Here is a 26,433-nt window from a genome sequence, read left to right on the forward strand (position 1 = left end):
CTGTGATGGCGGCGAGATAACACGGGCGAAGGCCGGCGCAAACGCCCCGCGGCGTTTTATCCCCGAACGCGCAGACACCCCGACGGCTCAATTCTCCAGCGTGCCGGCCTTGCGCGAGGCCTTGCTGGGATTGTCGCAGGCGATCTTCATCAGGTCGCCGCGCCGCCGCACCAGCCGGTCGGAGGTTCGGGTCAGGATCAGCCCGGCCTGCGGCGCATGCAGGTCGATGCCGCCGCCCGGCTGTCCCGGCCGCGTGACGATCGTCGCCAGAAGGTCGCCTTCCGCAATCCTGTCGCCGATATTGCGATGGAAGAGCACGGCGCCGCCTTCGGGAGCACGAAGGATCTCGACATTGTCGAGCGGCACGGCCGGCCCGGAAAATCCGGCAGGCCACGCCTTCTCCTCGCCGACAATCCCCCGCGTCACCAGGAAACGCCAGAGCCCGTCCGCATCCTTCTTCGCCAGCACCGGATCGACATCGCGCCTGCCGCGCAGCTCGACGGTGACGGAAAGCCTGCCCGGCAATCGGGATCGGCGCTCGCCGGGAATTTCATATTTCCAGGCAAAGCCGACAGCTTCCTCGAAGGCCGAACTTTCGCCATCGGAAAGCAGCACGGCCTGCATGTCGAGCGCGGCGGCAAGATCGGCTGCCTCCGGCCAGAAGGCCTCGTCGATATAAGCATATTGCAGCGATTCGTCGTCGCAATGCAGATCGAGCACAAGATCGGCGCCGAGCGCCATATGCAGGAGCTGTCGTTTCAATCTGTCGGTAGCCGGGTAATTATCAAGGCCTTCGATCAGCGTGGCCCGGTCACTAATGGAAATCAGCGGGAAATCCCGGTTGAAATTGGTGCGTGAGCCCAAGTCGAAGCGACCTTGCAACTCGCCGAAATGCGATTGTGCCGCGCCGATCGGATTGGCCTGCGGGACGATGGTGATGTCGCCCGCGATCCGGCCTTCGTTTTCCGCCTCCCGCAGCTTCTCGCAGAGAAAATGCAGCAGCACCGTTCCCGGCAGCTCGCCGGCATGCAGTGCCGCCTGGATATAGACCTTCGGCGCCTTCGGATCGCGGCTGGCAAAACGCAGCACCGGCAGCCGCCACGCCGTTCCCGGCGTATCGCCGGGGATAGTGATCTCTGAAACGTCCATGTTTGGTCTCGCTTGCAATCGAACAGCTTCTCCGAGTTTTATGCGCGGAAATCCCGCTCGCGCAAGCCGCGGTCGAGAGACATCATTGCGATCAGCCGAGCAGCGGCCATCGATCGATGATGTGGTGTTCGGTTTTTCCGAGAAGGCTGTGAATGAGCAGGAACTCCTCTGCGCCCCATGAAACCGGCCTGTCGAGGCTCGCCGGCGGCACCGCCTTGCGGTCGTAGAGCAGCGTCATATGCGGCGTGAAATGCGGGTCGATATTGTGCGGCAATCCGGCATTGTGCATGCCGACCCCGAGCTGGACATGCAGTCGGGTGAGAGCTTTCCGTCCGCCTTCGCCATAGAGCACCAAAGGTCGCGCCTTGCCTTCCCGTCTGAAGCTCATGATCCTGTCGAAGGTGATCGCGATCGGCGCGCCCTCGACTGTGGCGCCGGCGTGGCGCGCCGCGAAGACCGCGTCCTCCGGCAGCGCATCGTAGTCGCCGATGCCGATGACGCTGACATGCAGCGTCGTCAGCCGCGGCCTTGCGGAAAGCGAATAAGCTTTGCCATAATCGTCGGCGATCGAAGCCGCTTGTCGTTCGACGATCGCAGGAACGCTGATTGCGAAGAAAAGCCGGTGCCCGCCGCTGTGGCTTTCACCCGGTCGCCCAGGCGGACTTTGACCGTCGTCGAAATCGAAGGAAATCTGGTTCATGCGCTGTCAGGTCGTCATGACCCACCTCGTCGTTCCAAAAACGGGATGAAAGATACGCCGGCTAAACCGAATATCAAGAACAAAAAAAGAACATGGTGCGCAAGAAACGGGTTGAAACAGCGGTCGCCCCGTACGATTTTGGTGTAAATCGAAACACGGAGGCTGTGTCATGGCTGAGACGACGCACCACTATCTCATCTTCGAAACTTCAGGCGGTTTCTGCGGTATCGCCTGGAGTGACGTCGGCATTGCCCGCTTTCAGCTGCCGACCAAATCAGCGGAAGCGACCGAGCGGCTGCTGTTGCGCCGCCTGCCGGATGCCCAGCCCGGCGCGCCGACGCTTGGCGTGCTCGAGACGGTCGCGGCCGTGAAGCGCTATTTCCAGGGTGAAGTAACCGATTTTTCCGGCGTCGAACTCGATCTTGCCGGCCAGGATGACTTCTTCCGAAATATTTACGCGGCAGCCAGACGCGTCGGTTGGGGCCGCACGACCACCTATGGCGCGCTGGCGAAGGAGCTCGGCGCCGGGCCGGAAGCCGCCCGCGACGTCGGCCAGGCGATGGCGAAGAACCCCGTCGCCCTGATCATCCCCTGTCACCGGGTGCTGGCCGCCGGCGGCAAGATCGGTGGCTTCTCCGCTCCCGGCGGCTCGTCATCGAAGGCCCGCATGCTGGAACTCGAAGGCGTCAGCCTCGCCCCGCCGCCGCCTGCCCAGCAGTCGCTGGGCTTTTAGGCGACATGCCGGCTGCTCAATGCGGGCTGGCCGTCGGCCGGATGACGATCTCGCTGACATCGACGTCGTCAGGCTGGCTGATGGCGTAGAGGATGGAATTGGCGACGGCCTGGGGGCTGATGGTGACCGCCCTGAAGGCCTTCATCGCATCCCGCGCCGTCGGATCGGTGATCGTCTCGGCCAGTTCCGATGTCGTCGTGCCGGGAGAAATAACGGTGACGCGGATGCGATCGGTCTCCTGCCGCAATCCGTCCGAGATTGCCCGCACCGCGAATTTCGTCGCGCAATAGACCGCAGCCGTCGGCGAGACACTGTGGCCGCCGATCGAAGACAGGTTGATGATCTGCCCGGATCCCTGCGCCTTCATGATCGGCAGCGCCGCCGCGATGCCGTAGAGAACGCCCTTGATGTTGACGTCGACCATCCGGTCCCACTCCTCGACCTTGAGGGCATCGAGCGGCGAAAGCGGCATGACGCCGGCATTGTTGATGATCACATCCAGCCGTCCGAATTCGGATCTGGCAAAGCCTGCGAAGGCTTCCACCTGGGCGCGGTCGGTGACGTCAAGCGGCCGCAGCCGCACCGTCCCGCCTTTTGCGGTGATGTCGCGGGCAAGTTCCTCCAGGCGTTCCGTGCGGCGCGCGCCGATCACGACATGCGCGCCTGAGGCAGCCAGCACCTTGGCCGTGGCCTCTCCGATGCCGCTGCTCGCCCCGGTGATGGCAATGACTTTTCCGTCGATAGCAGACATTTCAAGCTCCATTGCAGGTTGAGGTTTTCGGGGTGATCACTCTTCGGGCGGCACGTCATTTGCGCCGGAGCACCATGCCGTCATGATGGAGGGTATTGCCGTCGACGAAATCGCCGTCGGCCGTGAAACCCGTGTCGTCCCAGTATTCGATATGCGTTCCGGTCACTTCGTAGCGTCCTCGATAGGCGCTTTCCCGGTTTCCGCGGGCTTCGTCATAACGGCCATTGGCCAGAAGTTCATGGCGGACGCGACCGTCATCCGTCACCCACATGCCGACATAGGGATGCTGCTGCATTTGCATCGCTCTTCCTTTCGAAGCTTGCTTGATCTCGACTGAAAGATAGCTCGCTCATCCCCGGCGATTAAGTTGCCAATCCGAGATGGGTTGGTTAGTAATGCTAACCAATGGTCGACGATCTAGAAGGGATTTCAGTCTTTCTTGCGGTGGCGGAGGCGCGCAACTTCCGGCTCGCCGGCGAGCGGCTCGGCGTGACCCGCTCCGCCGTCAGTCAGGCCCTGCAGCGCCTGGAGGATCGGGTCGGTGTCGCCCTGGTCCAGCGAACGACGCGCAGCGTCAGCCTGACCGAAGCCGGCGAAGTGTTCTTCGAGGCCGTTCGCCCCTCGGTCCGGCAGGTCAAGCATGCGATGCAGACGGTCCGGGACATGCAGGCGCGCCCGAGCGGCTGGCTGAGGCTCACCGTTTCCTCGATCGCCGAGAGCTTCCTGTCCGGCACCTTGCTCGCCGGCTTCATGCAGGCCTGCCCCGACATCAAACTCGATATCACCATCACCGATGCCGAATTCGATATCGTCGAGGCCGGCTTCGACGCCGGCGTGCGGCTCGGCGAAGTGATCGAGCAGGACATGGTGGCGATTTCAGTCTCGCAAGAGCAGCGGCAATGCGCGGCCGCATCCCCTAGCTACCTCGAGCGCTGCGGCCATCCCCGCCATCCCCGCGAATTGCAGAACCATGCCTGCATCGGCTGGCGGCCGCGCCCGGACACCGCGCCTTATCGCTGGGAGTTCACCGAAAATGATCGTGACTTCGATGTCGCGGTCGATCCCGCCGTCACCACCAACGACATGGGCATGATGATCCGCATGGCCTGCGCCGGGGCAGGGGTCACCTTCGGCATGGTGGAAACCTTTGAGCCCTATGTCGAACGCGGCGAACTCGTGCCGCTGCTGGAGGATTTCTGTCCGTCGTTTCCAGGCTTCTATCTCTATTACCCCAGGCGCCAGCGGCAGCCGCTGAAGCTGCGCGCATTGGTCGATTATATCGGCCGGTCCCGCAGGCGGTAGATGCCGTCCTACCCAGATGCTTTCGGGTCATGCGCCATCCTCTGCCCGTCGGCGATCACACAATCCGGCCTCGCAAGCTGTCGGCGAGCGCGGAAAGAGCATTGGCGAGTTGCGCCGCGGTTTCCGGCGGCGGCAGCGGGATCTTCAGGCTCCGCGCACCCGTGGCCGCATCACGTTCGACCCAGGGATGCGCTGTCGCATCGGGGTCGCTGGCCGCAGCCAAGGCGGCAACGACCTGCGTGCCGATCTGGGCCAAGGCCTGCCACGGATCGGAAGCCGCATTGGGCGGCGGCGCTTCGGCGGCTTCGGCTCGCGCGGTCGCTTTGGCGCCCGTGTCGCGCTCGACATCGGCTTTGAGATCGTCGGCGGATACGGTCTCCTCGGCGGTGACGAAGTTCGACACTTCCTCGGCCGGCGTCACGGCCTCGCCTTCACCCATGTTCCCGGTGACGCTCTCCACCTCCTTCATGAAGCGGTTGAGGCGCGAGCCGCCGAGCGAGATCTCGCCAAGGCCGCCGTCGAGAATGCCGGCCGACAGAGAGCGTTTGAATGCCAGAACCGAAAGCATGCCCTCTTCGATGGTGCCCTTTGAGACGAAATTGATGACCTGCACCGGCCGCGGCTGGCCGATGCGATGGATGCGGGCGATGCGTTGCTCGAGGATCGCCGGGTTCCACGGCAGATCCATGTTCACCAGCGTCGAGGCATTCTGCAGATTGAGCCCGGTGCTGCCGGCATCGGTGGATAGGAACACGCGGCAAGTGGGGTCGTTGCGAAACCGCTCGATCAGCGCCGGACGTTTTTCCGACGGCACGCCGCCATGCAGGCTGACATAGCCGATCCCGCGCGCTTCGAGGCGGCGGATGACGATATCGTGCGTGCGGGTCCATTGCGAGAACACGACAGCCTTGGCTTCGGGGTCGGCGATCAGTTCGTCCAGCAGCGCTGCCAGTTCGTCCGCCTTGACGCCGTGATCGGTCTCCTGGTCCAGGAGATAAGTGCTGTTGCACGACATGCGCATGTTCTGCAGCGCGCAGGTCAACCGGCGCTGATCCTTGTCCGAAAGGAATTTCGTCTTGTGCCAGCGCTGGACGATTCTCGCCACGACATCGGCATTTTCCTGGTGGCAAAGCATCTGCCCTTCCGTCATCGGCACCAGGAAGTTCTGGTCGGTCCGGCTGGGCAATTGCCGCAGCACTTCGGACTTGCGCCGGCGAATCATGATGGGCGCCAGTGTCTGGCCGATCTTTTCCAGGCCCGTATAGCCGGTGACGCGTCCGCTTTCATCCTTGACCTGATGCTCGTGCAGCAGCTTCCAGGTCGGCCCCAAACGGTGCTGGTCGACGAACTGGACAATGGAAACCAGTTCCTCCAGCTTGTTCTCCAGGGGCGTTCCGCTGAGGACGATCGCATAAGCGCTGTCGATGCTTTTCAAGGCGCGCGCCGCAATGGTGTTCCAGTTTTTCACCCGCTGCGCTTCATCGACGATGACGAGGTCGGGCGCCCAGGCGGTGATCAGGTCGAGGTCGGGTTTGAGTTTTTCGTAATTCGTGATCTTGCAGAAGTCATCCAGAGCGAAGTCCTTCTGGCGTTCCGCCCGGCCACCATTGATGACGCGCGCCGCATTCTCTCCGCCCCGGCCCGAAAAACGCGCAATTTCGCTTTGCCACTGATATTTGAGCGAGGTCGGGCAGATCACCAGCACTCTGGAAACGCCGAAATGCCGTGCCAGGATCTCCGTCGCGGCGATCGCCTGTATGGTCTTGCCCAGCCCCATCTCGTCGCCGATCAGCGCCCGGCCGGCCCGCGTCGCAAACAGCGCGCCTTCGGCCTGATAGGGATAGAGCGGCACCTTCAGGAGCGTCTGCAGCCCAGGGTCGGCGGCGCCTTGCGGGAAAAGTTGATCGAGCTTTGAGGCCCGCCGCTCCGCATCCCTTTTTCCGGCGACGAAATCGAGCGCATCGTCATAGGCGCGGAACTCATGGTCGCTGTCGGACGCCATCGCCATGAAAGGCTCCAGTTCGCCGAAGCGGTCGTCCGGCAGCATGCCGTTGCGCTCGGCGTCGAACAGGGCGGCTGCGGCCTCCTTCACGGCAGGAGGGCATTGGCTTCCGGCGCGGAAATGGATGCGCCTTTGACCGTCATTGCGCAGGTAGAGTTCGGAAAATACCGGTTGATAGCCCCGCGCGAACGCCGTCTTGGCGCCGCGCTTCTTCTCCAGCCGGGCAAGCGTGAATTCGAGGTGCTTGCAGGTGCCGAGTTCGCTGGTGGTGTAATCGGGGCATGAGCAGAAATTGCCGCCGGGGCCGCGGCCGCGTATGACGACGCGGTAGCTGGAATTCGAAACGGGATTGCTGACCCTGAACTCGGAGAAGAAGGGCTCCTCGGTCAGATTTTCGAGCCCGAAAGCCTGCTCCCGGCCGAATTGGCGGCGCAAACCACGCTGCCAGTCCACCGGCGATAGGTCGGTGGGCGCGTGGGTGCGCGACAGCTTGGGTTCCTGGTTCGGCTTGGCCGCTGCTTTCAAGCTTCGGGGCTTGGATTTCATCGAAGCACATCCATTCAGAAGGGTTTTTCGCCTGACATTCTTCCGCGTTTACCCCGTCGCATCGGAGAGCTCTCCTCCCGTAGGGTAAACCGTTGCTGCAGAAGACCTATCGAGATTCGAAGCTCGATGCACCCTCTCTTCCGAGAAATATATGCAGGGTCCGACAGGCGATCGATACGGTCCCGTGGCTCCTGGCGCGAGGTTGCCGCTGGCACGTGGTTTTGATATTTCCGATCCGCAAGAGGTCGGCGAGGTAGCAAGGCGGGCGTCTTCATGCCGGTTCTGCCGGTCGCCCCTCGATCCATCTGTTGCCGGAGACCATATGCTCGACGACGTCTTTCCCCTTCCGGCCAGGGCCTTGATCCGCCAGGGTGGGCGCGCCTGTTTTTATCGTCTCGTCAATACCAGCCCCCTGTTGTTCCAGGTGCAATCGGGAACGAAGATCGTCATGGCGGATGATAAGCCTTTGCGCTTCGAGACAGGCGCCTATGGTCTGTTGCCGGACCATCAGCCGTTGACGATGGAGAATATTCCGAAGGCTCCGCAGAAGTATCAGACCTTGGCGCTACCCATTCCCCGGCAGTTGTTCGAGGACGCCTATACAAGAATGGGATCAATTGTCGTTCCATCCCGGCCTGTTTCGGCGAGCGTCAAATGCCTGCCGAAGGAGGCGGCGGCATTGTTCGACTATTGCTGTCGGCCCGGCAACCTCGCAAGCCTTCCCGGCGCCATTGCCAAGGCCCGTTTGATGGAACTCGCCACCTGGTTTGCGCTGTGCGGAGCCGTGCTCGGCCAAAGCCATAGTCCGCGATTGGAGGATCGGCTGAGGCAGATGATCGAAACTGATCCGGCCTTTGACTGGACGCTGGCGCATGCGGCGGGCGCATTCAACATGAGCGAAGCGACGCTCAGGCGCAAGCTGGCGGCCGAACAGACCGGTTTCAGTGAGGTCTTGAGCGACACGAGAATGAATCGGGCCTTGGGGCTTATTCATACGACGACCCTGCCGATGGCGCAGGTGGCTCTTGAGGTCGGTTACGATTCGCCGTCGCAGTTCTCGGCCCGCTTCAAGGAGCGCTTTGGTGTCAGTCCGCGCCATGTGCGGAGCGGGTCCGGGCATGTTGAGCGGATTGGGGCAGAAGTTGAGCAGAGCGGGGCAGATATGCTCGCACGCTGACGATAGTTCTCCTGCATCGTCAACCGCAGGAAAACAAAAATGCGTTTCATCACAGCAGCACTTATCGCCGCGTCCGTCTTCGGCGCCACCGCCGCGCAGGCCGAAATGAAGCTTACCTCGAAGGATTTGACCGCCGGCAAGACGATGGCCGATGCGCAGGTCTTCAACAGCTTCGGCTGCTCGGGCAAGAACATCTCGCCGGAACTGACCTGGTCGGGCGCTCCCGAGGGAACCAAGAGCTTCGCCGTCATGGCTTACGATCCGGATGCCCCGACCGGCTCGGGCTGGTGGCATTGGTCGGTGTTCAACATTCCCGCAGATGCTTCGAAGATCGCCACCGGCGCCAGCGGTGAGAAGAAGCTTCCGGCAGGCGCCGTGGAAGGTCACACGGATTTCGGTACGTCGGGATATGGCGGCGCATGCCCGCCGGCCGGCGATGCGCCGCACCACTACCAGTTCACCGTCTACGCGCTCTCGGTCGACAAGCTGCCGCTTCCCGATACCGCGCCGGGCGCCATGGTCGGCTTCTATGTCAGGGCGAATACGCTCGGCAAGGCCTCCCTCGAAGTCACCTACGGCCGCTGAACCTGGCTCTGGGGCCGGCCAGCCGGCTCGATATGATCGTTGCCGCTGTCGCTGTTGCGAACGGGTGCGTCGGGGTGACGGACAATCAGAAGGACTTTGCCGGTCTCCAGATCGTCAGTCCGATCGGCGGCGCCGTCTGACGCGGCGAGCGCTCCTCTCGGAGGACCCTTCACGGGTCCTCCGAATCAGGTCGGGATCGGCAGTCTTAGCCCCACTTCATTTCGCCTTTGGCGACCTTCGAGCCGATATCGAGGGCGACACCCATGCCGAGGCCGGGGAAGCGGGCTTCCATGGCCGCCTTCAGCGCGGCGGCGTCCGGGGCCTTGAGTAGCTCCTCCTCGAAGGCGAGGAGATAGGCCTTGGTGTGGGCGACGCCGGAGAGGTCGGTCGTCGCCTCGGGCGCGAGGTGTCCGGGCACCACGACGGCCGGCTTGCGGGCTGCGATCTTGTCGAGCGTGGCGATCCAGGCGGTGCGCTGCTCTTTGGTCTGCGTGTCGGCCGTCCAGACATGGGCGCCGGAGAAGATCATCACGCCGCCGAACACTGCCTGCAGCGACGGCACCCAGAGATAACGGCGGTTGGCGAGGCCGGCTTCGGCCGCGACGATCTCCACCGTCTCACCGTCGACGGTCAGGCTCGGGCCGTCGAAGGCTTCGGGAAGGACGATATCGGCGAGTGTCTGCGGGCCGTTTTCCTTGAGCTGCGGCCCCCAGACCGCCAGTTTCTTCTCCACATTGCCCTTGATGGCATCAAGCGTATCGGATGCGGCAAGCACCTTGGTGCCGGGGAAGGCCTCGAGAACCGGCTTCAGGCTGAAATAATAGTCCGGATCCGACTGGCTGACATAGATCGCGATGAGCTTTTTGCCGGTCGCCTTGATGGCGTCCGCCAGCGCCCGGCCGTCGGGATAGCTGAAGCCGCCGTCGATCAGAAGGGCTTCCGACGGGCCGCTGACGAGGACGGGAGCGCGGAAAAAACCGTTGGGACCGGCCGGGAAGTGTTTCCAGGACAGCGTCGATCCGGCGGCGTGGCCGAGATCGGCGGGCGCAAAAACGGCGCCGGCGCCGATGGCAAGAGTGGTCTTCATGATCTGTCTCCGCGAAAACATGTGGAACTCCAGGGAATGTGATGTGAGAATGGCATCCTTGACGCAGGGGCAGCGGTCAGGCTGCCCGCACCTGCGCTACCACAAGGTCGAAATGGCCGAACAGGACATTGCCGCGCAGCAGACGCCGCCCGGCGCCATCGTCGAGCACGAGAGCCGGCACGCCGTCGACGCCGAAGCGCCGCATGTCGGCACGGGCAGCGTCGATCCGCCGTTGGTAGGCCGAAAGCAGTTCCTCGTCGGGTGAGCGGACACGCTGGGCCGCGTCTGTGAGGACGGCTTCGGCAAGCAGGTCGGCGACGACGGCGCGATCGGCAATATCGCGGCCCTCTTCGTAGCGGGCGTGCTGCAGCCGCTTCAGGATCTCGATTTCGCGGCCGGGCGCCTCGATGCCGGTCGCGACGATCCCGAGGGTGGCCGGCGCCGAATCGAACAGGGAGCCGGTCGCCCCCAGAACCTGGCTGCGATAGATCTCCGTGAACGGCTGTCCGGTTAGCCGGGCGATGCGCTGGTCGTTTTGCCAGGCATAGGCCGCAAAGCCCGCATCCATCGATCGCGCCGCAGGCCCGGCGAAGAGCCCGGTGGGGGCGAGTTCCACCGTCACGTCCTCGAGCGCGGCCAGACGCTCGAGGGCAGGGCCGGCGCCGTAGCACCAGCCGCAAAGGGGGTCGAAAAGATAGGTGATCCGCATCTGCGCCTCCGAACTGTGTGGAGGAAGAAATAGCCTTGCGCCTGCCATGGATAAACAGCACTCAGTCTGACATACTGTAAGCTATAAGCTAACAATGAGACGGTCAGGGCGACCATGGAAGCGATCAATCTCAACCGGCTCGCCTATTTCGCGGCGGTCGTCGACACCGGTTCCTTCACCAAAGCGGCCGACCGCCTGGGCATCACCAAGACGGTCGTCAGCCAGCAGGTCGCCCGGCTGGAAGTCGAACTCGAGACCAGCCTGCTGATCAGGACGACACGCCGGGTGGAACCGACGGAGGCGGGCCGCATGCTGTATGCACGCTGCGTCATGATCCTTCGCGAAGCGGAGGACGCCGTCGACGAACTGTCCGAGGCCCGGGCTGAACCGATGGGCGTGTTGCGCATCGCCGCGCCCCATGACTATGGCGCCTCGATGATCGCGCCGCTGGCGGCGGGCTTTGCCCGGCGCTTCCCAGCCTGCACCGTCGACCTCGTTCTGTCCGACGCGAGAGCCGATCTCGTCGCCGATCATATCGACGTGTCGATCCGGGTCGGATGGCTCGATGATTCCACCCTGCAAGCCAGGCGGATCGGCTCATTCCGCCAGCGTCTGGTCGCCCCGGCAAACCAGTTCGGCGCGATCGCCGCCCGGGAGCCGGAAGATCTCGCAGCCTTGCCCTTCATCGCCAATGGAGCGCTGCGCGAGCCGCTGCTCTGGCACTTCGCCAGGGGGGATTTCGACCGCCGCGTCGTGCGCATGCGTCAGGGGCTCAGCATCAACACGACGCCGGCAGTGCTGGCGGCAACGCTCGCCGGCGGCGGCCTGTCGGTGCTGCCTGATTTCCAGGTCGCCGACCATCTCGGCAGCGGCCGGCTCGTCGAGGTTCTGCCTGAATGGACCCTGCCGTCCGGCGGCATTCACGCCGTCTATCCCGCCGCCCGCTTCCGCCCGCCGAAAGTGACGGCCTTCGTCGCCATGCTGGTCGAGGAGATCCGGCGTTCGGAGGGGAAACGGTAAGACTGGCCGTCGCAGCTTTGCGGCCAGAAGCGCAAGATCGGTGGAGCGCTGTCTTGCCTGAGGGATCGAGTTTGAGTTGCCACGCAGACCAAGACGAATGACCGCAGCGCTTCGGAACCATCATGAGCGAAGTGGTCCACCGCAGGTCAGCCTCGCTGCGGCAAAGCTGCCTGTTCGGTTCGGGAAAAGAACGGCGCTAACTTTCCAGCGCCCCGATCATCTCCACCCGCGTCGCATGCCGGCCGCCCTCGAACTGGGCGGAGAGGAACGCATCGACGATATCGAGAGCCAGCCCTCCGCCCACCACGCGCACGCCGATCGACAGCATGTTGGCATCATTGTGCTGGCGGATCATGCGGGCTGAGAATGTGTCGGTGCAGACGCCGCAACGGATGCCCTTGACCTTGTTCGCCGCCATCATGATGCCCTGGCCGGTGCCGCACAGGATGATGCCAAACCGGCAATCGCCGGAGGCGACGAGCCGCGCTGCCGCTTCGCCGTGCTTGGGATAGGGGGTGCTCTCCGGTGTCGTCGGTCCGATGTCGACCACCACCCAGCCCTGTGCCGCGATATGAGCGGCAATGGCTTGCCGGAGCTCAATGGCGGCGTGGTCGCTGGAGAGGACGATGCGGTTGCTGGCAGTCATAGAAGTCGTCCCGTTTCCCGAAGCAATTCTGCGGCTTGGCGGAGGGGATCAATTCACCTCTCACTCCCACTCGATCGTCCCCGGCGGCTTCGAGGTGACGTCGTAGACTACCCGGTTGATGCCGCGGACCTCGTTGATGATGCGGGTGGCGGCGCGGCCGAGGAATTCCATGTCGTAGTGATAGAAATCCGCCGTCATGCCGTCGACCGAGGTGACGGCGCGCAGCGCGCAGACGAACTCGTAGGTGCGGCCGTCACCCATGACGCCGACGGTCTGGACGGGCAGCAGCACGGCGAAGGCCTGCCAGATGGCGTCGTAGAGGCCGGCCTTGCGGATTTCGTCGAGATAGATCGCATCGGCCTCGCGCAGGATCTCCAGCTTTTCGCGGGTGATGCCGCCGGGGCAGCGGATGGCGAGGCCCGGGCCCGGGAAGGGGTGGCGGCCGATGAAGCTGTCGGGCAGGCCGAGCTCGCGGCCGAGCGCGCGCACCTCGTCCTTGAAGAGTTCGCGCAGCGGCTCGACGAGCTGCATCTTCATGCGCTCCGGCAGGCCGCCGACATTGTGGTGCGACTTGATCGTCACCGACGGGCCGCCGGTGAAGGAAACGCTCTCGATCACGTCGGGATAGAGCGTGCCCTGGCCGAGGAAATCGGCGCCGCCGAGTTTCTTCGCCTCTTCCTCGAAGGTCTCGATGAACAGCCGGCCGATGATCTTGCGCTTGGTTTCCGGGTCGGAAACGCCTTCGAGTTCGCCGATGAAACGGTCGGAGGCGTCGACATGCAGCAGATGCAGATTGTAGTGCTCACGGAACATGGCGACGACGTTGGCCGCCTCGTCCTTGCGCATCAGCCCGTGGTCGACGAGGATGCAGGTCAGCTGATCGCCGACCGCCTCATGGATGAGCAGCGCAGCAACCGAACTGTCGACGCCGCCCGAAAGCGCGCAGATGACGCGCTTGTCGCCCACCTGCTTGCGGATCTCGTCGACCGCCTTCTGGCGGTAGGCCGACATCGACCAGTCGCCCTTGATGCCGGCGATATTGTGAATGAAGTTGCCGATCAGCTTGGCGCCGTCGGGCGTATGCACGACTTCCGGGTGGAACTGCACGCCGTAATATTTGCGCTTCTCGTCGGCGATGAAGGCGTAAGGCGCGTTGGAGGAGGTGGCGACCACCTCGAACCCTTCGGGCAGCGCCGTTACGCGGTCGCCATGGCTCATCCAGACCTGGTGGCGCGAGCCGGAGGACCAGAGGCCCTCGAACAGCTGGCAGTCCTTGTCGACCTCCAGGAAGGCGCGGCCGAATTCGCGGTGATGGCCGCTTTCGACCTTGCCGCCGAGCTGCATGCACATCGTCTGCTGACCGTAGCAGATGCCGAAAACCGGCAGGCCGCTGTCGAAGATGATTTGGGGCGCCCGCGGCGATCCTTCGTCCACCGTCGAAGCCGGGCTGCCGGACAGGATCACGGCTTTCGGCTGCAGGCGCTTGAAGCCCTCTTCGGCCGATTGGAAGGGAACGATTTCGCAATAGACGCCGGCCTCGCGCACGCGCCGTGCGATGAGCTGGGTCACCTGGCTGCCGAAATCGACGATGAGAACGGAGTCGGGATGTGCTGTCTGGGTCATGTCGAGGCTTTAATGAAAAGCGCTTCGCCTGGCAATCCGGGAAATCGGCGGCATCGGGTTTTTATTGTTCCGATTGTCCCTCGCGCGTCTGAAAAGACGCGCGGCGACATCGAGGGTTCAGAACCAGAAAACCCCGTCTTCCAGCGCCGTGAACAGGCTGTCGACGCCATAGGAGAGTTTGCGGTCGACGATATGCAGATATTCCGTCCAGCCGGAGATATGCTGCAGCTCGACCGCGCCGTCGGAAATGCCGCGAAGGCCGATCAGCGGCAGCTTGTAGCCCTGGCAGGCGCGCAGCACCGCAAAGGTCTCCATATCGACCATGTCGGCGTCGATAGCGGTATAGGCCGCCCCCGAGATGACGTTGCCGCCGGTGGAAAGGCTGGCTTCGGCAATGCCGGGAATGCGCAGCGGCAGCTCGATCACCGCCGGCAGGTCGAGGAAGGGTGTCCGGCCCTTTTCGAAGCCGAGCGGCGAAGCGTCCATGTCGCGGTAGGAAACCGAGGTCACCTGATAGATTTCGGTCTGTTCCAGTTTCGCCGAGCCGGCCGAGCCGAGGGAAACGACGAGATCTGGCAGATCGTCGGCCGCATCGAGCCGCGCCAGCGTCTTGGTCAGCACGACCGCGGCCTCGACCGGGCCGACGCCGGTCATCAAGGGTTCGATGCGCGACCGCAGGAAGGGACCGTATTCGGCCTCGGCCGCCATGACGAAAAGGATGGATTTCCCCGCGACCGATTTCAGTTCGAACTTCATCCCGTAATTCCTTCCCTGCCGCGGATCACCATCATCGTTCCGGTCATGGAGGCGATGAGTTTGGCCGGCCCGTCGCTGATCGCGTAGCCTCGCCCGTCGGCGACGATGATGGTGGAGCCGGGTTTGGTGATTTCCCCGCGAAACAGGAAACGATCACCACGCCCCGGCGACATGAGATTGACCTTGAACTCGATCGTCAGGATCGAGGCTTCGGGGTCGATGACGCTGTAGGCGGCAAAACCGCAGGCCGAATCGAGCGCGGCGGAAATGATGCCCGCATGCAGGATGCCGTGCTGCTGTGTCAGTTTGACGTCGAAGGGAAGCTCGATCTCGACGACGCCGTGTTCGACACGTGTCAGTTCCGCGCCGATCGTCTCCATCGCCGCCTGCCGCGCAAAATTGCGGCGGATTCGCGCGCGGAAATCGCCCCTGTCAGTCTCGCTCATGTCTGCCCCTCTTGCAGCGGCGAAAGTGGCATGGCGGGCCGGATTCGACAAGCTGCACATTGCCGAAATCGGTCTGGACGGCGGCGGAAAGCGCGCACCGTGTCGCCCGGGCCACCTTTCGACTTTCTATCGCTGTGCAAGCCGGTGCGAAGACGATTGCAGCTTCGCGCTCAGCGGGTATTCTCCGCGTCAGGTCTCGAAACGACGGAGCGCCGGCGCATGACGACGATATCGCAATCGGTGCGGAATTTCGAGACCTGGCTGGCTGGCGAACTCGGGGCCGATCTCGTCGAGGACGATCTGCGCGAGAAGCACGAGAAGATGCGCAGTGACGATTTCGTCTTCCTGCGCGCCACCTATTGGCGCTGGTGCGAAATCATCCTCGATATCCGCCCGGAACTCGCAAGCGCGCCCGAGGTGCTGGCGATCGGCGATACGCATCTGGAGAATTTCGGCACCTGGCGCGATGCCGAGGGCCGGCTCGTCTGGGGCGTCAACGATTTCGACGATGCGGCGGTCATGCCTTATGCGCTGGATCTCGTCCGCCTGGCGGCAAGCGCCATCCTGGCGCGCAACGGCGACGGCCCCTCGGTCCCGATGATCGGCGAACTGATCCTTGCCGGCTATCGCCGGGGCCTTGAAGATCGGCTGCCCATCATCCTTGAGCGCGATCATAAATGGCTGCGCAAGGCGCTGATGCTGCCGAATTCCGAACGTCGGCAATTCTGGGAGAAATACGAGACGCTGACGCCGGGCAAGACCGAGGCGTCCGCCGCCTATACAAAGGCGCTCGCCGATGCACTGCCGCCCGGCTCAGGACCCTTCGTGGCGAAGCCCCGCAGCGCCGGCACCGGCAGCCTCGGCCGACCGCGTTTCGTCGCTTACGCCGAATGGCAGGGCGGGCCGGTGCTACGCGAGGCGAAGGCGCTGCTGCCGTCGGCCTGGTCGCTTCGCCACAGGCCGCAGGACACGGCGATCCATGCGGGCGAAATCGCCGGCGGGCGGGCGCGCTCAGCCGATCCCCATTATAGCGTCTCCGGCCGTATTCTCCTGCGCCGGCTTTCGCCGAACAGCCGCAAGATCGAGATCGACAAGCACCCGGAAGTCCTGCTTTCGCCGACGATGCTCGAGCTGATGGGCTTCGAGATCGCCAATTGCCATTCCGACGACGCTGCGGCCGCAGCAACGATCCTGCAGGACTTGCAGGCCAGGGGATCCGAATGGCTGCATGAGGCGGCAAGGGCCGCCGCCTCATGCGTCAGCGCCGAGCAGAAGGCCTACGCGCGCGGCCGTTGAGAAATCCGGACGATGTGCTGGTCCCAGGCGACATCGCTGCGGGTCGACAGGAAATCGCCGTCATAGGAGGAAACGGCAAAGCCGCTTCTTGCCGGCGCGATGCCCGCGGCATCCGGGATGGTCGTTTCCGCTAGCACCTTGCCCGACCTTGCATCGATGGTCACCGAGGCACCGCCTTTCGGCGACGTCACGCCGACGAGGCCTTCGCGGCGGTTGACGGCGATTGCGCCGACATAATTGGCAAGCCTGCGCGTCGTCTCTTCCGGCAGGTCGATGAAGGTGAGATCCTCTCCCTTGGCAAAATGGCCGACAAGCGGCGGCAGGTCCTTACGGTGGCCTTCATACTGGCAGGCAAACCAGATGCGGCCCTGATCGTCGAGATCGACATGGCGGGTGGAGAGTTGGGCCCATTGCGCCGGCAGCACGTGTTTTTCGACCAGCGCCCCGGTCGCCGCATCGATGAGGACAAGCGACGGCTGCATCGCCCCGAGATTGAGCTTGGTGCGGCCGAAATCCGGATGTGTCTCGATGCCGCCATTGGCGACGATCAGAAGGCGTCCGTCGTCGGAAACCGTCATGTCGTGCGGACCGATGCCGTAGGTTTCGAATTCGCCGATGCGGCTGAAGCGGTCGGTGGCGTCGTAGAGGCCGATCATGCCGCGATTGCCGTCGAAGTCGTTTTCGCTGGCGTAGAGCACGCGGCCATCGGGCGAAAAGGCGCCATGGCCGTAGAAATGCCGGCCCTCCGCAGAGCTGATAACGATCGGTTCGCGCCTATTGCGGGCATCGAAAATCATCGCATAGGTGCCGGGCCGGCGGGCGAAGGCGACGGTCATGCCGGTGATCGCACTGAAGGCCATGCCGTGCGCCCGGGCCGGAAGCGCCACCTGATCGACGACCTCGCCGCGCTCCGTCACGGTGGCGACGGCATAGGAGCCGTCGGCGACACGCATGCCCGAAGCATAGACCGCATCGGCCTGCTCCAGGGCCAGAAGCGACTTTGGCGTCAAGGCTGCAAGGAAGCCGATCCCGGCCGCCTTGACGAAACTGCGTCGGTCGATTGCGGCACTTCGCATCATCGCTTCAGTCTCCATCCGAAAAGGAAAAGCCGGCCGAAAGGCCGATCGCCGCGCCATATTCGTCGCTGATCCGGGTGATCAGGTCGCGGCTCTCGGCAAGCAGCGTATCCAGCTTGGCCTTCTCCGCATCGCTTGTCGCGGCGTCGATGTCGGGGTTGAGCTTCGGCACGCTGTCGAGCAGCGATTTGAAATCCTCGTCGATCGAGGCGGCAATCGCCTGTTTGTCCGGCGGCAGAAGCTCGGCCATGCCGGCCTTCTGCCAGAGCGTGCGCAGGCCGTCGATATTGGCGGCCATCGATTTCCAGGTGTTCTTGGAGCGCCAGTAGATCGCCATGCGCGGGCGCGGCGCGGTGTCCTTGCCCTTGTAGAACTGCTCCAACCGCTGGTCGCGGACATTTTCCGCACCGTGGACGAGAATGCCGAGCAGCGCGGTCACGGCTTCCTTGTTGTCCATGAAATCGTTGCTCTGCGGGCCGGGATGTTTCCAGCTCGCCTGCACGCCGTCGGGTTTTTCCCAGGCGGCGACGACTTCGCCGGCTTCCCGCTGGATATTGCCGGCGACCGCCTGGCCGTAAAGGCAGCGGAAGCCGCCCTTCTGCTTGACGAGATCGTCGGAACCATTGCCGTAGAGCACGTATTCCAGCGCCGTCAGGCCCTGCAGGGCGACGCTCTTGCCGGCGATCGCATCGACCGTCGCATCCTTCGGGTCGGCCTTGGCGATCAGCGCCTGCACCTGTTTCAGGCCGACGCCTTTGCGGTCGGGATAAAACAGGATGTGCTCGAAGAGATTGTCCTGGATGACGGGGCCGGTCTGCACGATCTCGATGATCGACCAGTAGCGGATCGTATCGTCGAAGGCGGATTTCGCCTTGTCGAGCGACTGCGGCGTGCCGTCGGCGCAGAGGTCCTTCATCGCCGTCGTCAGCCGGGCAGACGATTGCTGCATGTTGCGATAGCCGGGACGGATCACCTCGTCGACGGCGCGCTGCATGACGGCGGCAACGGCATCCTCGTTCAGCCCTGCCGGAGGAGCAGCGGTCTGGGCGGCCGCTGACGTGGCGAGGCCGAGCAGAGAAAGGCAGAGCAGGGGGTGCCATAGGCGCATCAAAGTGACTCCAGGAATGTAATCAGGGCCGCCCTGTCATCTTTCGACAGGACGGAGAAAGCGTTGCGGGCCTTTTCAGCTTCGCCGCCATGCCACAGGATCGCCTCGGTGAGATCCCGCGCACGGCCGTCATGCAGGAAAAAGCTGTGTCCGCTGACAGTCCGGGTCAGTCCTATACCCCATAGCGGTGGCGTGCGCCATTCACGTCCGCTTGCAAGGCCGACCTGCTGCCCGTCGGCAAGGCCGTCGCCCATATCGTGCAGAAGGAAGTCGGAATAGGGCCAGATCAGCTGGAAGGATTGCGCCTTGTCCGATGTATCCCGGCGGGTGACGAATTTCGGCACATGGCAGGAAATGCAGCCGGTTTCGTAGAAGATCCGCTTGCCCCGCAGCGTCTCGGGGAAGCTCGCCTTGCGGCGCGAGGGAACAGCAAGATTTTCGGAATAGAAGGTCACGAGGTCGAGAATGGGACCCGGCGCTTCTTCCTCGCCCAGCCGTTTCTGCACGCCGGTCGGCATGGCCCGACATTTCTCCTCGGCCTTGGTGCAATCGCCATGCGCGTCCGGGTGGTCGGGCGTCGAAATACCGATATCATTGGCGAAGGCGTCGGCATTCTGGTCGCGCACCGTGGCGTTCTGCGCCTTCCAGCCGAACCGGCCGAGCGCGATCTCGCCGCTGCGGTGGTCACGCACGATCGCCGCCTTGCCGGAGATGCCGTCGCCATCGGCATCGTCGGGATCGGCATGGGCAAGAATATCCGCCTCGGATATCGCCTCGATCAGCCCGAGGCCGATCATCGCGGGGGCAACTCGCGCCGAGATCGTCGTCGCCGGATCAAGCGGTCCGTAGGCAAGGTCGGTCACCGCATAATGCGGCCGGCGCAGCGGCACGGTCTCGCCGTCGCCAAGCGTCGCCGTCTCCTCGTCATAGCGGATCGTCATCCGGCCTTCGGCGGCAAGGCCGGGAACGGCAAGATCCTGCAACTGGTGACCATAGACCGGATCGGGGAAATTCAGGATATCGGCGCCCGCAATCGCCTTTTCTTCCTCGGGTGTTTTGGCTGCGCGGGACAGCCGCAGGAACATCGAGACGGCGCTTGGACCGCCTTCCGGCGGTTTGCCGCGGCCGTCATTGACATGACAGCTCATGCACGAGCGGGCGTTGAACAGCGGCCCGAGACCATCGGAGGCCTGTGTCGAGGACGGAGCGGACACCCAGAGCTTGCGGAAGAGCGCATTGCCGAGTTTGAAATTCTGCTCTTCTTCGAAGGGGATGTTGGCCGAAATATGCGAGAAGCTATCCTCGGTGACCGGGTCGATCGAGGTCGTAGCCCCCGCCTGCATCGCTTCATATGGTTCGGCCTTGGAAAAATCCTCGGTCGGCCGCGTCACATCGGCGACGCGTTTCAGATCCGCTTCGGAAAGATCGGTGCGTTTCGCCGGCAGATCGAAACCGGCGGCAAGAGCGACAGGCGCTCCCGCAAGGGTGGCAAGAGTGGCGACGCGAAGGGAGAGGCGGACTTTTGAAAGGAGGCGATAATCCCCAGCGGCAAACTCAAGGGTGCCGGTACGCACTTCCCTCGCAGCTCCCTCATTCCCTTCCTCGGGCTTTGCCCGAGGGATGTCACAGGAATCCAGTGCGCCCAAGTCCTTGGGCGCGGAAGACTCCCCTTGGACCGAGTCATTCACGGCGCCGACGCGCCGTGGCTGGATTCCTGTGACATCCCTCGGGCAAAGCCCTGAGGGCACAGGAATGAGGGAAGTAATGAACCGCATTTCAGAGTCCGGGCCGCTCCGGCTGTCGAAGCGGCCCGCCTTTTGCTTATTTGAAGACGGCGTTAGGATTATCCAAGCTGTCGGAACCTTCAAGCTGAACCGTGCCGAGATCGAGTGCGGCAATAACGCGCTGTACCGATTTCGTCTGGTCGATCAGACCGTCGATGGCCGCCTGGACGACGGCGTTGCCTTCCTTGTTGCCCTCGCCGATCATCTGGTCGTACTTCTCGACCGTCTCGCCTCGCTTGGCCATGGCGTTCATCGCGTCGAGCGTCTTGTTGAGCTTGCCTTCCATCTCGGCATCGAGCGCCTTGTCCTTGGCGGCGACGAGATCGTGCAGCGACGGGCCGCTGAGCTTGGTGCCGTCGACGCGGGTATAGTTGCCGGTATAGGCGGCGGCGATGCCGATCGCGTCGTTGAGATGCGAGTTGTAGGTATTGTCGGAAAAGCAATCATGCTCTTCTTCCGGATCGTGCAGCAGCAGGCCCAGTTTCATGCGCTCGCCGGCAAGCTCGCCGTAGGAGAGCGAACCCATGCCCGTCAGGATCGCCACGAGGCCGGCCTTCGGGTCGGCCTCGACATTCTTCGTCGCAGCCCCGTCCGGCTTCCAGTTGTCGGTCATTTCCTGCAGGTCTGAAACGAGCAGGGTGGAGGCGGACTTCAGATATTCGGCGCGGCGGTCGCAATTGCCGTGCGTGCAGTTCTTCAGATCGTAATCGGTGGCCGGGCGGTCGCCGGCGCCGGGTCCGGTGCCGTTCAGATCCTGGCCCCAGAGCAGGAATTCGATGGCGTGATAGCCGGTCGCGACATTGGCCTCGATGCCGCCGGCCTCGGCGAGCGTGCCCGAGAGGAATTCCGGCGTCAGCTTCGAGGCGTCGATATCCTTGCCGTCGATCTTGATCGTCTTGTTGGCGATGACATTGGCCACGTAGAGCGAATTTTCGTCGCTCTCGGTGCCGTAGGAGGCATCGACATAGTCGATCAGGCCTTCATCGAGCGGCCATGCGTTGACCTTGCCTTCCCAGTCGTCGACGATCGGATTGCCGAAACGATAAACTTCCGTCTGCTGGTAGGGAACACGCGCCTTGATCCAGGCGTCCCTGGCGGCTTTCAGCGTCGCATCATCAGGCGCCTTCAGGAAGGCGTCGATGGCGGCGTCGAGCGCCTTGGCCGTCGTCAGCGAGTCCTCGTATTTCGCATACGCCACGTCGGCATAATGTTTCACCACGGCGCCAGCATCGGTCTCGGCATGGGCGGGTAGGGCGAGCAGGGCGGCGGGGGCAATCGCCAGCACGGCTGCGCGGAATTTGCGGTTGAGCTTCATAATCCTCTCCTGTGACGGGATTTTCCGTCTAGCGCATCGGCCCGAAAATCGAATCGATTTTCGGAAAGCACGATGCGTCGAGTCAAAGTGTTACAGCGTCCTTTGCGCGTCTGATAAGACGCGCGGCGCTGTAATCGGGCTCCGTCTCTTCGCGCAAAAGTAAACTGGTGTCAAACGCTCTAGTTTGGAATGGTTTTAAGGATGGATCGACGCCGGCCAACCGGTCTCTTTTGAACGGCATCTGCTTGAAAACCGGCAGCAACCGCCGCCGCGCAGCGTCATTGCGCCGCGGGTGTCTTCATTCATTGTTGGCTTTTGTCAGGCCGCGTCAGCCCTTACGCTGCATGCGGCAGAAGAAGAAGCCGTCCGTGTCGGTGGAGGCCGGTGTCAGCGTCACCGTCAGGCCATCGGAGGAATGCGGACGCGGCGCGTCCTTGCCGAACAGCCCGTCCCAGGCGGGCAGGGCGCTGACGATCTGGAAATCGGGATTGTCGGCCGCAAAGCGGCGCACCTGTTCCTCGTTTTCCTGAGGCAGCACGGAACAGGTGACGTAGATCAGCTCGCCGCCCGGTTTGACGAAACCGCTCGCCTGGGCCAGCGCGTCCTGCTGCTGGGCGGTGCGCTCGTCGAGGTTCTTGGCCGTCAGCCGCCATTTGGTGTCGGGGCGGCGACGCCATGTGCCGGTGCCGGTGCAGGGCGCGTCGACCAGCACCTTGTCGCAGCGCCCGGCAAGGCCGGAAAGCGCCTTGGCGTCGTCATGCACCTGGACATTGCGCGTGCCCGCCCGCTTCAGCCGCTCGATGATCGGCGCCAGCCGTTTGCGGTCGGCGTCGTAGGCGTGAACCTGCCCCTTGTTCTGCATGGCCGCCGCCATGGCGAGCGTCTTGCCGCCGCCGCCGGCGCAATAGTCGAGAATCTGCTCGCCGTCCCTGGCGAGCACCAGGTCGGCGACGATCTGCGACCCCTCGTCCTGAACCTCGAACCAGCCTTTCTGGAACGAAAGCTCGGCTGTCACGTTGGGAAGACGCGAGGCGCCTTCGCCGGCGGCAATCCGGATGCCGCAGCGGGCGATCTTCGCCGCCTGCGCGCCTGACCTTTCGAGCGCCTTGACGGCCTTGTCGCGCGAGGATTTCAGGATGTTGGCGCGCAGATCGAGCGTCGGCCGGGCGGCAAGCGCCTGCGCCTCGGCGAGCCAGCCGGCGCCGAAAGCCTGTTCGAAGGAGGATTGGACCCATTCGGGAATATCGCCGCTTATATGCGGCGGTGCATCGTCGAGCGAGCGGTTTTCGAAGGCCGAGACGGCCTCGGCCGAAAGCGGCGCCGGCGCAAACTTGTCGTCCGCCAGCTCCGTGGCAAGACTGTCAGGGGTGAACCCCCATTGGCGGAACATGACGGCATGGGCAATGGCGGCGGCACTGTCGTCATCCATCAACCAGGCATGGGAAAGCCGCATGCGCAGGGCGTCGTAGACGATGTTGCCGATGGCGGCGCGATCGCCGGAGCCGGCGAAACGATGTGCAAGGCCCCAGTCCTTCAGCGCGTCGGCGACAGGCCGCTTGCGGGCATCGATGTCCGCGAGCACAGAAATCGCCCCTTCGAGGCGGCCGCCCAGACGCATTCACAAGTCTCCTGTTGCCATGCCTGCGAAGGATCCTGTCAGCCGCGACAGTCGCGGAGCGGATTGTTCACAAGTCTCAACCGCGTGGTAACCGCGATTGACGGCAAGAGCAAGCGCCGCTGACGGCGCAGCCGGTTGTTGGCCTTAGCTGATCACCTCGGCTGTCAGCTCTAGCTGATCACCCCGGCTATAAGCTTTAGCTGATCACCTGGTAGCAGACCTTCGCCGTGCCGGAGCTTACCATGCCGATATTCTGTGCGGCGGCGCGCGACAGATCCAGCACCCGGCCGCGGATGAACGGACCGCGATCGTTGATGCGAACGACGACGGTGCGGCCATTGTTGCGGTTGGTGACCTTCACCTTGGTGCCGAAAGCGAGCGAACGATGGGCGGCAGTCAAGACGGCAGGGTTCATACGTTCCCCGGAAGCAGTTTTGGAGTGGAGTGCGTACCATGAAGCACCGCCACAACCATTTCCAGCAAAACTCTCCGCCGGAAGCAAGGAAGAGCAGGCTGCAATAGTTGCGGCAGCGATAATAGAACGACGTATTTTCTTCAAAACAGAGTATCCCTCAACTATTGAACTCAACGCCCTTGCAGGCGGCGGGGCTTAAATCCGCCGAAAAATGGCGAAAAAGTGCCGCGACCGATCACGGAATATTACAGACTGTAATATTCGTGAGGTCTTTGATAAAATATGAGAATTTGCCGCGTGCGGCAGAGTGTGGAAAAAACGCAATGAAATCAGCTAAAATTCAAATGATTTTTCCGAGGAGGCGTTAAACGGCGCGGCCTTCACAAAAATCACGAAATATTTTTTCTGACTTCGCCTTATTTCCCGCCACATTTGCGCAAATTCAAAGGCTGTTAACCATGATATGCGGCGAGAATTGTTCTGCCAACTGCAGAAAGTAGGAATTTCCTACTCATTTTGGGCGATAACCCTCGTTGCCAGCGGCGGCCCGGTTTAACCGCGCCAGCGTCCGTCCTGCCACAATTGCGCAAGCGACATCGGATAGTCGGGGAAGGACAATTCGAAGCCGGCGGCCTTGAGTTTCGCATTCGAAACCCGTTTGTTCTCGCCGTAGAAGGTGCGCGCCATCGGCGTCAGTTCGGCGGTCTCGAAGGCCTGTTCCGGCGGCGGTTCGACGCCCATCAGCCGGGCTGCCTCGACGATCACATCCTGCGGCGGACCGGGCCTGTTGTCAGTGACATTATAGATGCCGCTAAGGCCATGCTCCGACAGGAAGCGGGTCGCCGCACCGATATCCTCGACGCGGATGCGGTTGAACACCTGGTCCTTCTTGATCAGGCGCCGCGCCGTGCCCTTTTCCAGATTGCAGAAGGCATTGCGCCCCGGCCCGTAAATGCCGGAAAGGCGGAGCACCGCCGCCGGCACGCCGCGCTGCCTGCCCACAGCCAGCCAGCCCGCTTCCGCTTCGAGCCGCTCCTTCGAGCGCCCGGACACCGGCACGCACGGCGTCTCCTCATCGATCCAGGCGCCCTTGTGATCGCCATAGACGCCGACGGTGGAGAGGTAACCGATCCATTCGAGGCTGGGCAGCAGGCTTGCGCCGTCTTCGCCGAGCAGCCGCAACAGCGGATCGGCCTTCCCGGGCGCGATCGACTGCACGAGATGGGTGACATCGGCCAAAGCCTGGACGAGCCCCGCTTCCATGGTCTCGCCGTCGAAAAGGAAAGCTTCGATGCCGTTCTGGCCGAGCACGTCCATCTTATCAGGCGAACGCGTGGTGCCGGAAACGCGCACGCCGTCGCCTGCTAAGGCCTTGGCGATCGCCGTGCCGGAATAACCGCAGCCAAAGATCATCACATGCATCAGTCCACTCCTGCCAGCCGCCATTCGTCCAACACGTCATCATCGCGCTCATCCGCCCTTTGTGCGGCAAAGGCTGAAAATTCGCCAGCCTCCATCAGCCGCGAAAGCGCCCACACCGCCATGCCGCGCACGACTGGCGAGGGGTCGTGCGCGAGCATGCGACATTGCCCGATGAGTTCCCGTTCACCGGAATTGCCGGCGGCGATCAGCACGTTGCGGATAAAGCGGTCGCGGCCGATCCGTTTCACCGGCGAGCCGCTGAAGAAGGCGCGGAAGGCGGCATCGTCGAGCGTCAGCAGAAAGGCGATCGACGGTTCCTTCAGCTCTTCCCGCGCCTGCAGCTTGATCTCGGCGGCCGCACTTGCGAACTTGTTCCAGGGACAGGCGGCAAGGCAGTCGTCGCAGCCATAGATGCGATTGCCGATCAACGGCCGCAGATCGGCGTCGATCGGCCCCTTGTGCTCGATGGTGAGATAGGAAATGCAGCGCCGCGCATCGATCTGGTAAGGCGCCGGAAAGGCGGCCGTCGGGCAGGCGTCGAGGCAGGCGCGGCAGGAGCCGCAATGATCGATCTCCGGCGCATCGACGGCAAGATCGGCGGTGGTGAACATCGTGCCGAGAAACAGCCAGGAACCGTGGGTGCGGCTGACGAGGTTGGTGTGTTTGCCCTGCCAGCCGAGGCCTGCCGCCGCCGCCAGCGGCTTTTCCATGACAGGCGCGGTATCGACGAACACCTTCACGTCGGCGCCGGCCCGCGCCGCGAAGCGCGTGGCGATCTCCTTCAGCCGGCCCTTGATGACGTCGTGATAATCGCGGTTGCGGGCATAAACCGAGATCGCCGCTTTATCAGGCTTGTCGAGAATGCCGCGCGGGTCCTCCTCCGGCGCGTAATTGAGGCCGAAGACGACGACCGATTTCACCTCGCTCCAGAGGGTCAGGGGATCGCCGCGCCGCTCGCGCGTCTCCGCCATCCACTCCATCGTCCCGTGGCGCCCGGCATCGATGAACTCCCCGAGACGCTGCTTGGCTTGCGGGATCGCGTCCGGTCGCGTGATGCGGCAGAGATCGAAGCCCTTGGCGGCAGATTCCGCCCGCACGAACTCGGTCAAATTGTCGCGGCGGCGGCGCTCTTTGTCATCTCTTCTATCGGCTTCGGGCATGGAGAGC

At 63.4% G+C, this 26,433-nt stretch carries 25 protein-coding genes and 1 pseudogene; 6 read left to right on the forward strand and 20 right to left on the reverse strand.

All coding sequences use genetic code 11. The annotated features are described in order from the left end of the window. Window positions 1–87: 87 nt before the first annotated feature. Window positions 88–1,149: a M14 family metallopeptidase gene (locus CO666_RS12815; protein WP_097612488.1), complete on the reverse strand. Its 1,062-nt coding sequence runs from the start codon at window positions 1,147–1,149 to the stop codon at window positions 88–90. Between the two features lie 91 nt (window positions 1,150–1,240). Continuing rightward, complete coding sequence (locus CO666_RS12820; protein ID WP_097612489.1) at window positions 1,241–1,849, reverse strand: 2'-5' RNA ligase family protein; 609 nt, start codon at window positions 1,847–1,849, stop codon at window positions 1,241–1,243. 169 nt (window positions 1,850–2,018) lie between these two features. Here CO666_RS12820 and CO666_RS12825 point away from each other — a divergent pair, with 169 nt between their 5' ends. Next, window positions 2,019–2,582, forward strand: a complete 564-nt coding sequence (locus tag CO666_RS12825; protein WP_097612490.1) for a methylated-DNA--[protein]-cysteine S-methyltransferase — start codon at window positions 2,019–2,021, stop codon at window positions 2,580–2,582. A gap of 16 nt (window positions 2,583–2,598) precedes the next feature. On the opposite strand, the gene CO666_RS12830 is transcribed toward CO666_RS12825, so the two are convergent. Beyond that, window positions 2,599–3,333: an SDR family oxidoreductase gene (locus tag CO666_RS12830; RefSeq protein WP_097612569.1), complete on the reverse strand. Its 735-nt coding sequence runs from the start codon at window positions 3,331–3,333 to the stop codon at window positions 2,599–2,601. A gap of 55 nt (window positions 3,334–3,388) precedes the next feature. Next, window positions 3,389–3,628 (reverse strand): annotated as a pseudogene (locus CO666_RS12835) (Atu4866 domain-containing protein); the annotation flags it as partial. Window positions 3,629–3,738: 110 nt separating this feature from the next. Between CO666_RS12835 and CO666_RS12840 the strand changes: the two are divergent. Then, the gene (locus CO666_RS12840; protein WP_097612491.1) at window positions 3,739–4,635 is read left to right on the forward strand and encodes a LysR family transcriptional regulator; all 897 of its coding nucleotides are present in this window, start codon (window positions 3,739–3,741) and stop codon (window positions 4,633–4,635) included. A gap of 55 nt (window positions 4,636–4,690) precedes the next feature. Here CO666_RS12840 and CO666_RS12845 read toward each other — a convergent pair whose 3' ends face one another. Further along, on the reverse strand, window positions 4,691–7,183 hold the full coding sequence (locus CO666_RS12845; protein ID WP_097612492.1) for a DEAD/DEAH box helicase: 2,493 nt from the start codon (window positions 7,181–7,183) through the stop codon (window positions 4,691–4,693). A 322-nt stretch (window positions 7,184–7,505) separates the two neighbouring features. On the opposite strand from CO666_RS12845, the gene CO666_RS12850 reads away from it, so the two are divergent. Both CO666_RS12850 and CO666_RS12855 read left to right on the forward strand, forming a co-directional pair. Beyond that, on the forward strand, window positions 7,506–8,360 hold the full coding sequence (locus tag CO666_RS12850) for an AraC family transcriptional regulator (protein WP_097612493.1): 855 nt from the start codon (window positions 7,506–7,508) through the stop codon (window positions 8,358–8,360). Window positions 8,361–8,399: 39 nt separating this feature from the next. Then, window positions 8,400–8,945 (forward strand): YbhB/YbcL family Raf kinase inhibitor-like protein, encoded by a 546-nt coding sequence (locus tag CO666_RS12855; RefSeq protein WP_097612494.1) that lies wholly within the window; start codon window positions 8,400–8,402, stop codon window positions 8,943–8,945. Here CO666_RS12855 and CO666_RS35150 read toward each other — a convergent pair. From CO666_RS35150 to CO666_RS12870, 3 genes are read right to left on the reverse strand one after another with little or no spacing between them, the layout of a single operon-like run. Then, window positions 8,933–9,118 carry a hypothetical protein gene (locus CO666_RS35150; RefSeq protein ID WP_179869674.1) on the reverse strand — a complete coding sequence of 62 codons (186 nt, stop codon included), beginning with the start codon at window positions 9,116–9,118 and terminating at the stop codon, window positions 8,933–8,935. The genes CO666_RS12855 and CO666_RS35150 overlap by 13 nt on opposite strands. A gap of 32 nt (window positions 9,119–9,150) precedes the next feature. Next, window positions 9,151–10,053, reverse strand: a complete 903-nt coding sequence (locus tag CO666_RS12865) for an MBL fold metallo-hydrolase (RefSeq protein WP_179869675.1) — start codon at window positions 10,051–10,053, stop codon at window positions 9,151–9,153. A 55-nt stretch (window positions 10,054–10,108) separates the two neighbouring features. Beyond that, entirely contained in the window at window positions 10,109–10,741 is a 633-nt protein-coding gene (locus CO666_RS12870; RefSeq protein WP_097612496.1) for a DsbA family protein, read from the reverse strand. A gap of 114 nt (window positions 10,742–10,855) precedes the next feature. Here CO666_RS12870 and CO666_RS12875 point away from each other — a divergent pair, with 114 nt between their 5' ends. Further along, window positions 10,856–11,761 carry a LysR family transcriptional regulator gene (locus CO666_RS12875; protein WP_097612497.1) on the forward strand — a complete coding sequence of 302 codons (906 nt, stop codon included), beginning with the start codon at window positions 10,856–10,858 and terminating at the stop codon, window positions 11,759–11,761. 196 nt (window positions 11,762–11,957) lie between these two features. Here CO666_RS12875 and rpiB read toward each other — a convergent pair whose 3' ends face one another. The 4 genes from rpiB to CO666_RS12895 all read right to left on the reverse strand — a co-directional run bounded on the left by rpiB (window position 11,958) and on the right by CO666_RS12895 (window position 15,232). Continuing rightward, window positions 11,958–12,407 (reverse strand): ribose 5-phosphate isomerase B, encoded by a 450-nt coding sequence (gene rpiB / locus CO666_RS12880; RefSeq protein ID WP_097612498.1) that lies wholly within the window; start codon window positions 12,405–12,407, stop codon window positions 11,958–11,960. A 60-nt stretch (window positions 12,408–12,467) separates the two neighbouring features. Then, entirely contained in the window at window positions 12,468–14,030 is a 1,563-nt protein-coding gene (gene guaA / locus CO666_RS12885) for a glutamine-hydrolyzing GMP synthase (protein ID WP_097612499.1), read from the reverse strand. Window positions 14,031–14,147: 117 nt separating this feature from the next. Continuing rightward, window positions 14,148–14,786: a 5'-methylthioadenosine/S-adenosylhomocysteine nucleosidase gene (locus CO666_RS12890; protein ID WP_097612500.1), complete on the reverse strand. Its 639-nt coding sequence runs from the start codon at window positions 14,784–14,786 to the stop codon at window positions 14,148–14,150. Then, window positions 14,783–15,232, reverse strand: a complete 450-nt coding sequence (locus CO666_RS12895) for a PaaI family thioesterase (protein WP_003544704.1) — start codon at window positions 15,230–15,232, stop codon at window positions 14,783–14,785. The genes CO666_RS12890 and CO666_RS12895 overlap by 4 nt, the downstream gene beginning before the upstream one ends. A gap of 219 nt (window positions 15,233–15,451) precedes the next feature. Here CO666_RS12895 and CO666_RS12900 point away from each other — a divergent pair, with 219 nt between their 5' ends. Further along, window positions 15,452–16,528, forward strand: coding sequence for a DUF2252 family protein (locus CO666_RS12900; RefSeq protein WP_097612501.1), 1,077 nt, complete (start codon window positions 15,452–15,454; stop codon window positions 16,526–16,528). Here the strand turns inward: CO666_RS12900 and CO666_RS12905 are convergent. The 8 genes from CO666_RS12905 to queG form a co-directional block, all read right to left on the reverse strand. Then, the gene (locus tag CO666_RS12905; RefSeq protein ID WP_097612502.1) at window positions 16,510–17,607 is read right to left on the reverse strand and encodes a DUF1513 domain-containing protein; all 1,098 of its coding nucleotides are present in this window, start codon (window positions 17,605–17,607) and stop codon (window positions 16,510–16,512) included. The genes CO666_RS12900 and CO666_RS12905 overlap by 19 nt on opposite strands. 4 nt (window positions 17,608–17,611) lie before the next feature. Beyond that, window positions 17,612–18,712: an imelysin family protein gene (locus tag CO666_RS12910; protein WP_097612503.1), complete on the reverse strand. Its 1,101-nt coding sequence runs from the start codon at window positions 18,710–18,712 to the stop codon at window positions 17,612–17,614. Continuing rightward, a complete protein-coding gene (locus CO666_RS12915; protein WP_097612504.1) occupies window positions 18,712–20,487 on the reverse strand; it encodes a di-heme oxidoreductase family protein in 1,776 nt (591 codons plus the stop codon). The genes CO666_RS12910 and CO666_RS12915 overlap by 1 nt, the downstream gene beginning before the upstream one ends. A gap of 46 nt (window positions 20,488–20,533) precedes the next feature. Continuing rightward, entirely contained in the window at window positions 20,534–21,811 is a 1,278-nt protein-coding gene (locus CO666_RS12920; RefSeq protein WP_097612505.1) for an imelysin family protein, read from the reverse strand. A 328-nt stretch (window positions 21,812–22,139) separates the two neighbouring features. Then, a complete protein-coding gene (locus tag CO666_RS12925; RefSeq protein ID WP_097612506.1) occupies window positions 22,140–23,429 on the reverse strand; it encodes an RsmB/NOP family class I SAM-dependent RNA methyltransferase in 1,290 nt (429 codons plus the stop codon). A gap of 196 nt (window positions 23,430–23,625) precedes the next feature. Beyond that, window positions 23,626–23,988 (reverse strand): septal ring lytic transglycosylase RlpA family protein, encoded by a 363-nt coding sequence (locus tag CO666_RS12930; protein WP_097612507.1) that lies wholly within the window; start codon window positions 23,986–23,988, stop codon window positions 23,626–23,628. Window positions 23,989–24,396: 408 nt separating this feature from the next. Next, window positions 24,397–25,266 carry an SDR family oxidoreductase gene (locus CO666_RS12935; protein ID WP_097612508.1) on the reverse strand — a complete coding sequence of 290 codons (870 nt, stop codon included), beginning with the start codon at window positions 25,264–25,266 and terminating at the stop codon, window positions 24,397–24,399. Beyond that, the gene (queG, locus tag CO666_RS12940; protein ID WP_097612509.1) at window positions 25,266–26,426 is read right to left on the reverse strand and encodes a tRNA epoxyqueuosine(34) reductase QueG; all 1,161 of its coding nucleotides are present in this window, start codon (window positions 26,424–26,426) and stop codon (window positions 25,266–25,268) included. Before queG ends, CO666_RS12935 begins: the two co-directional genes overlap by 1 nt. Window positions 26,427–26,433 lie beyond the last annotated feature (7 nt).

Origin of the sequence: Rhizobium chutanense, assembly GCF_002531935.1 — a bacterium.
In the GTDB taxonomy this organism is placed as follows: Bacteria; Pseudomonadota; Alphaproteobacteria; order Rhizobiales; family Rhizobiaceae; genus Rhizobium; species Rhizobium chutanense.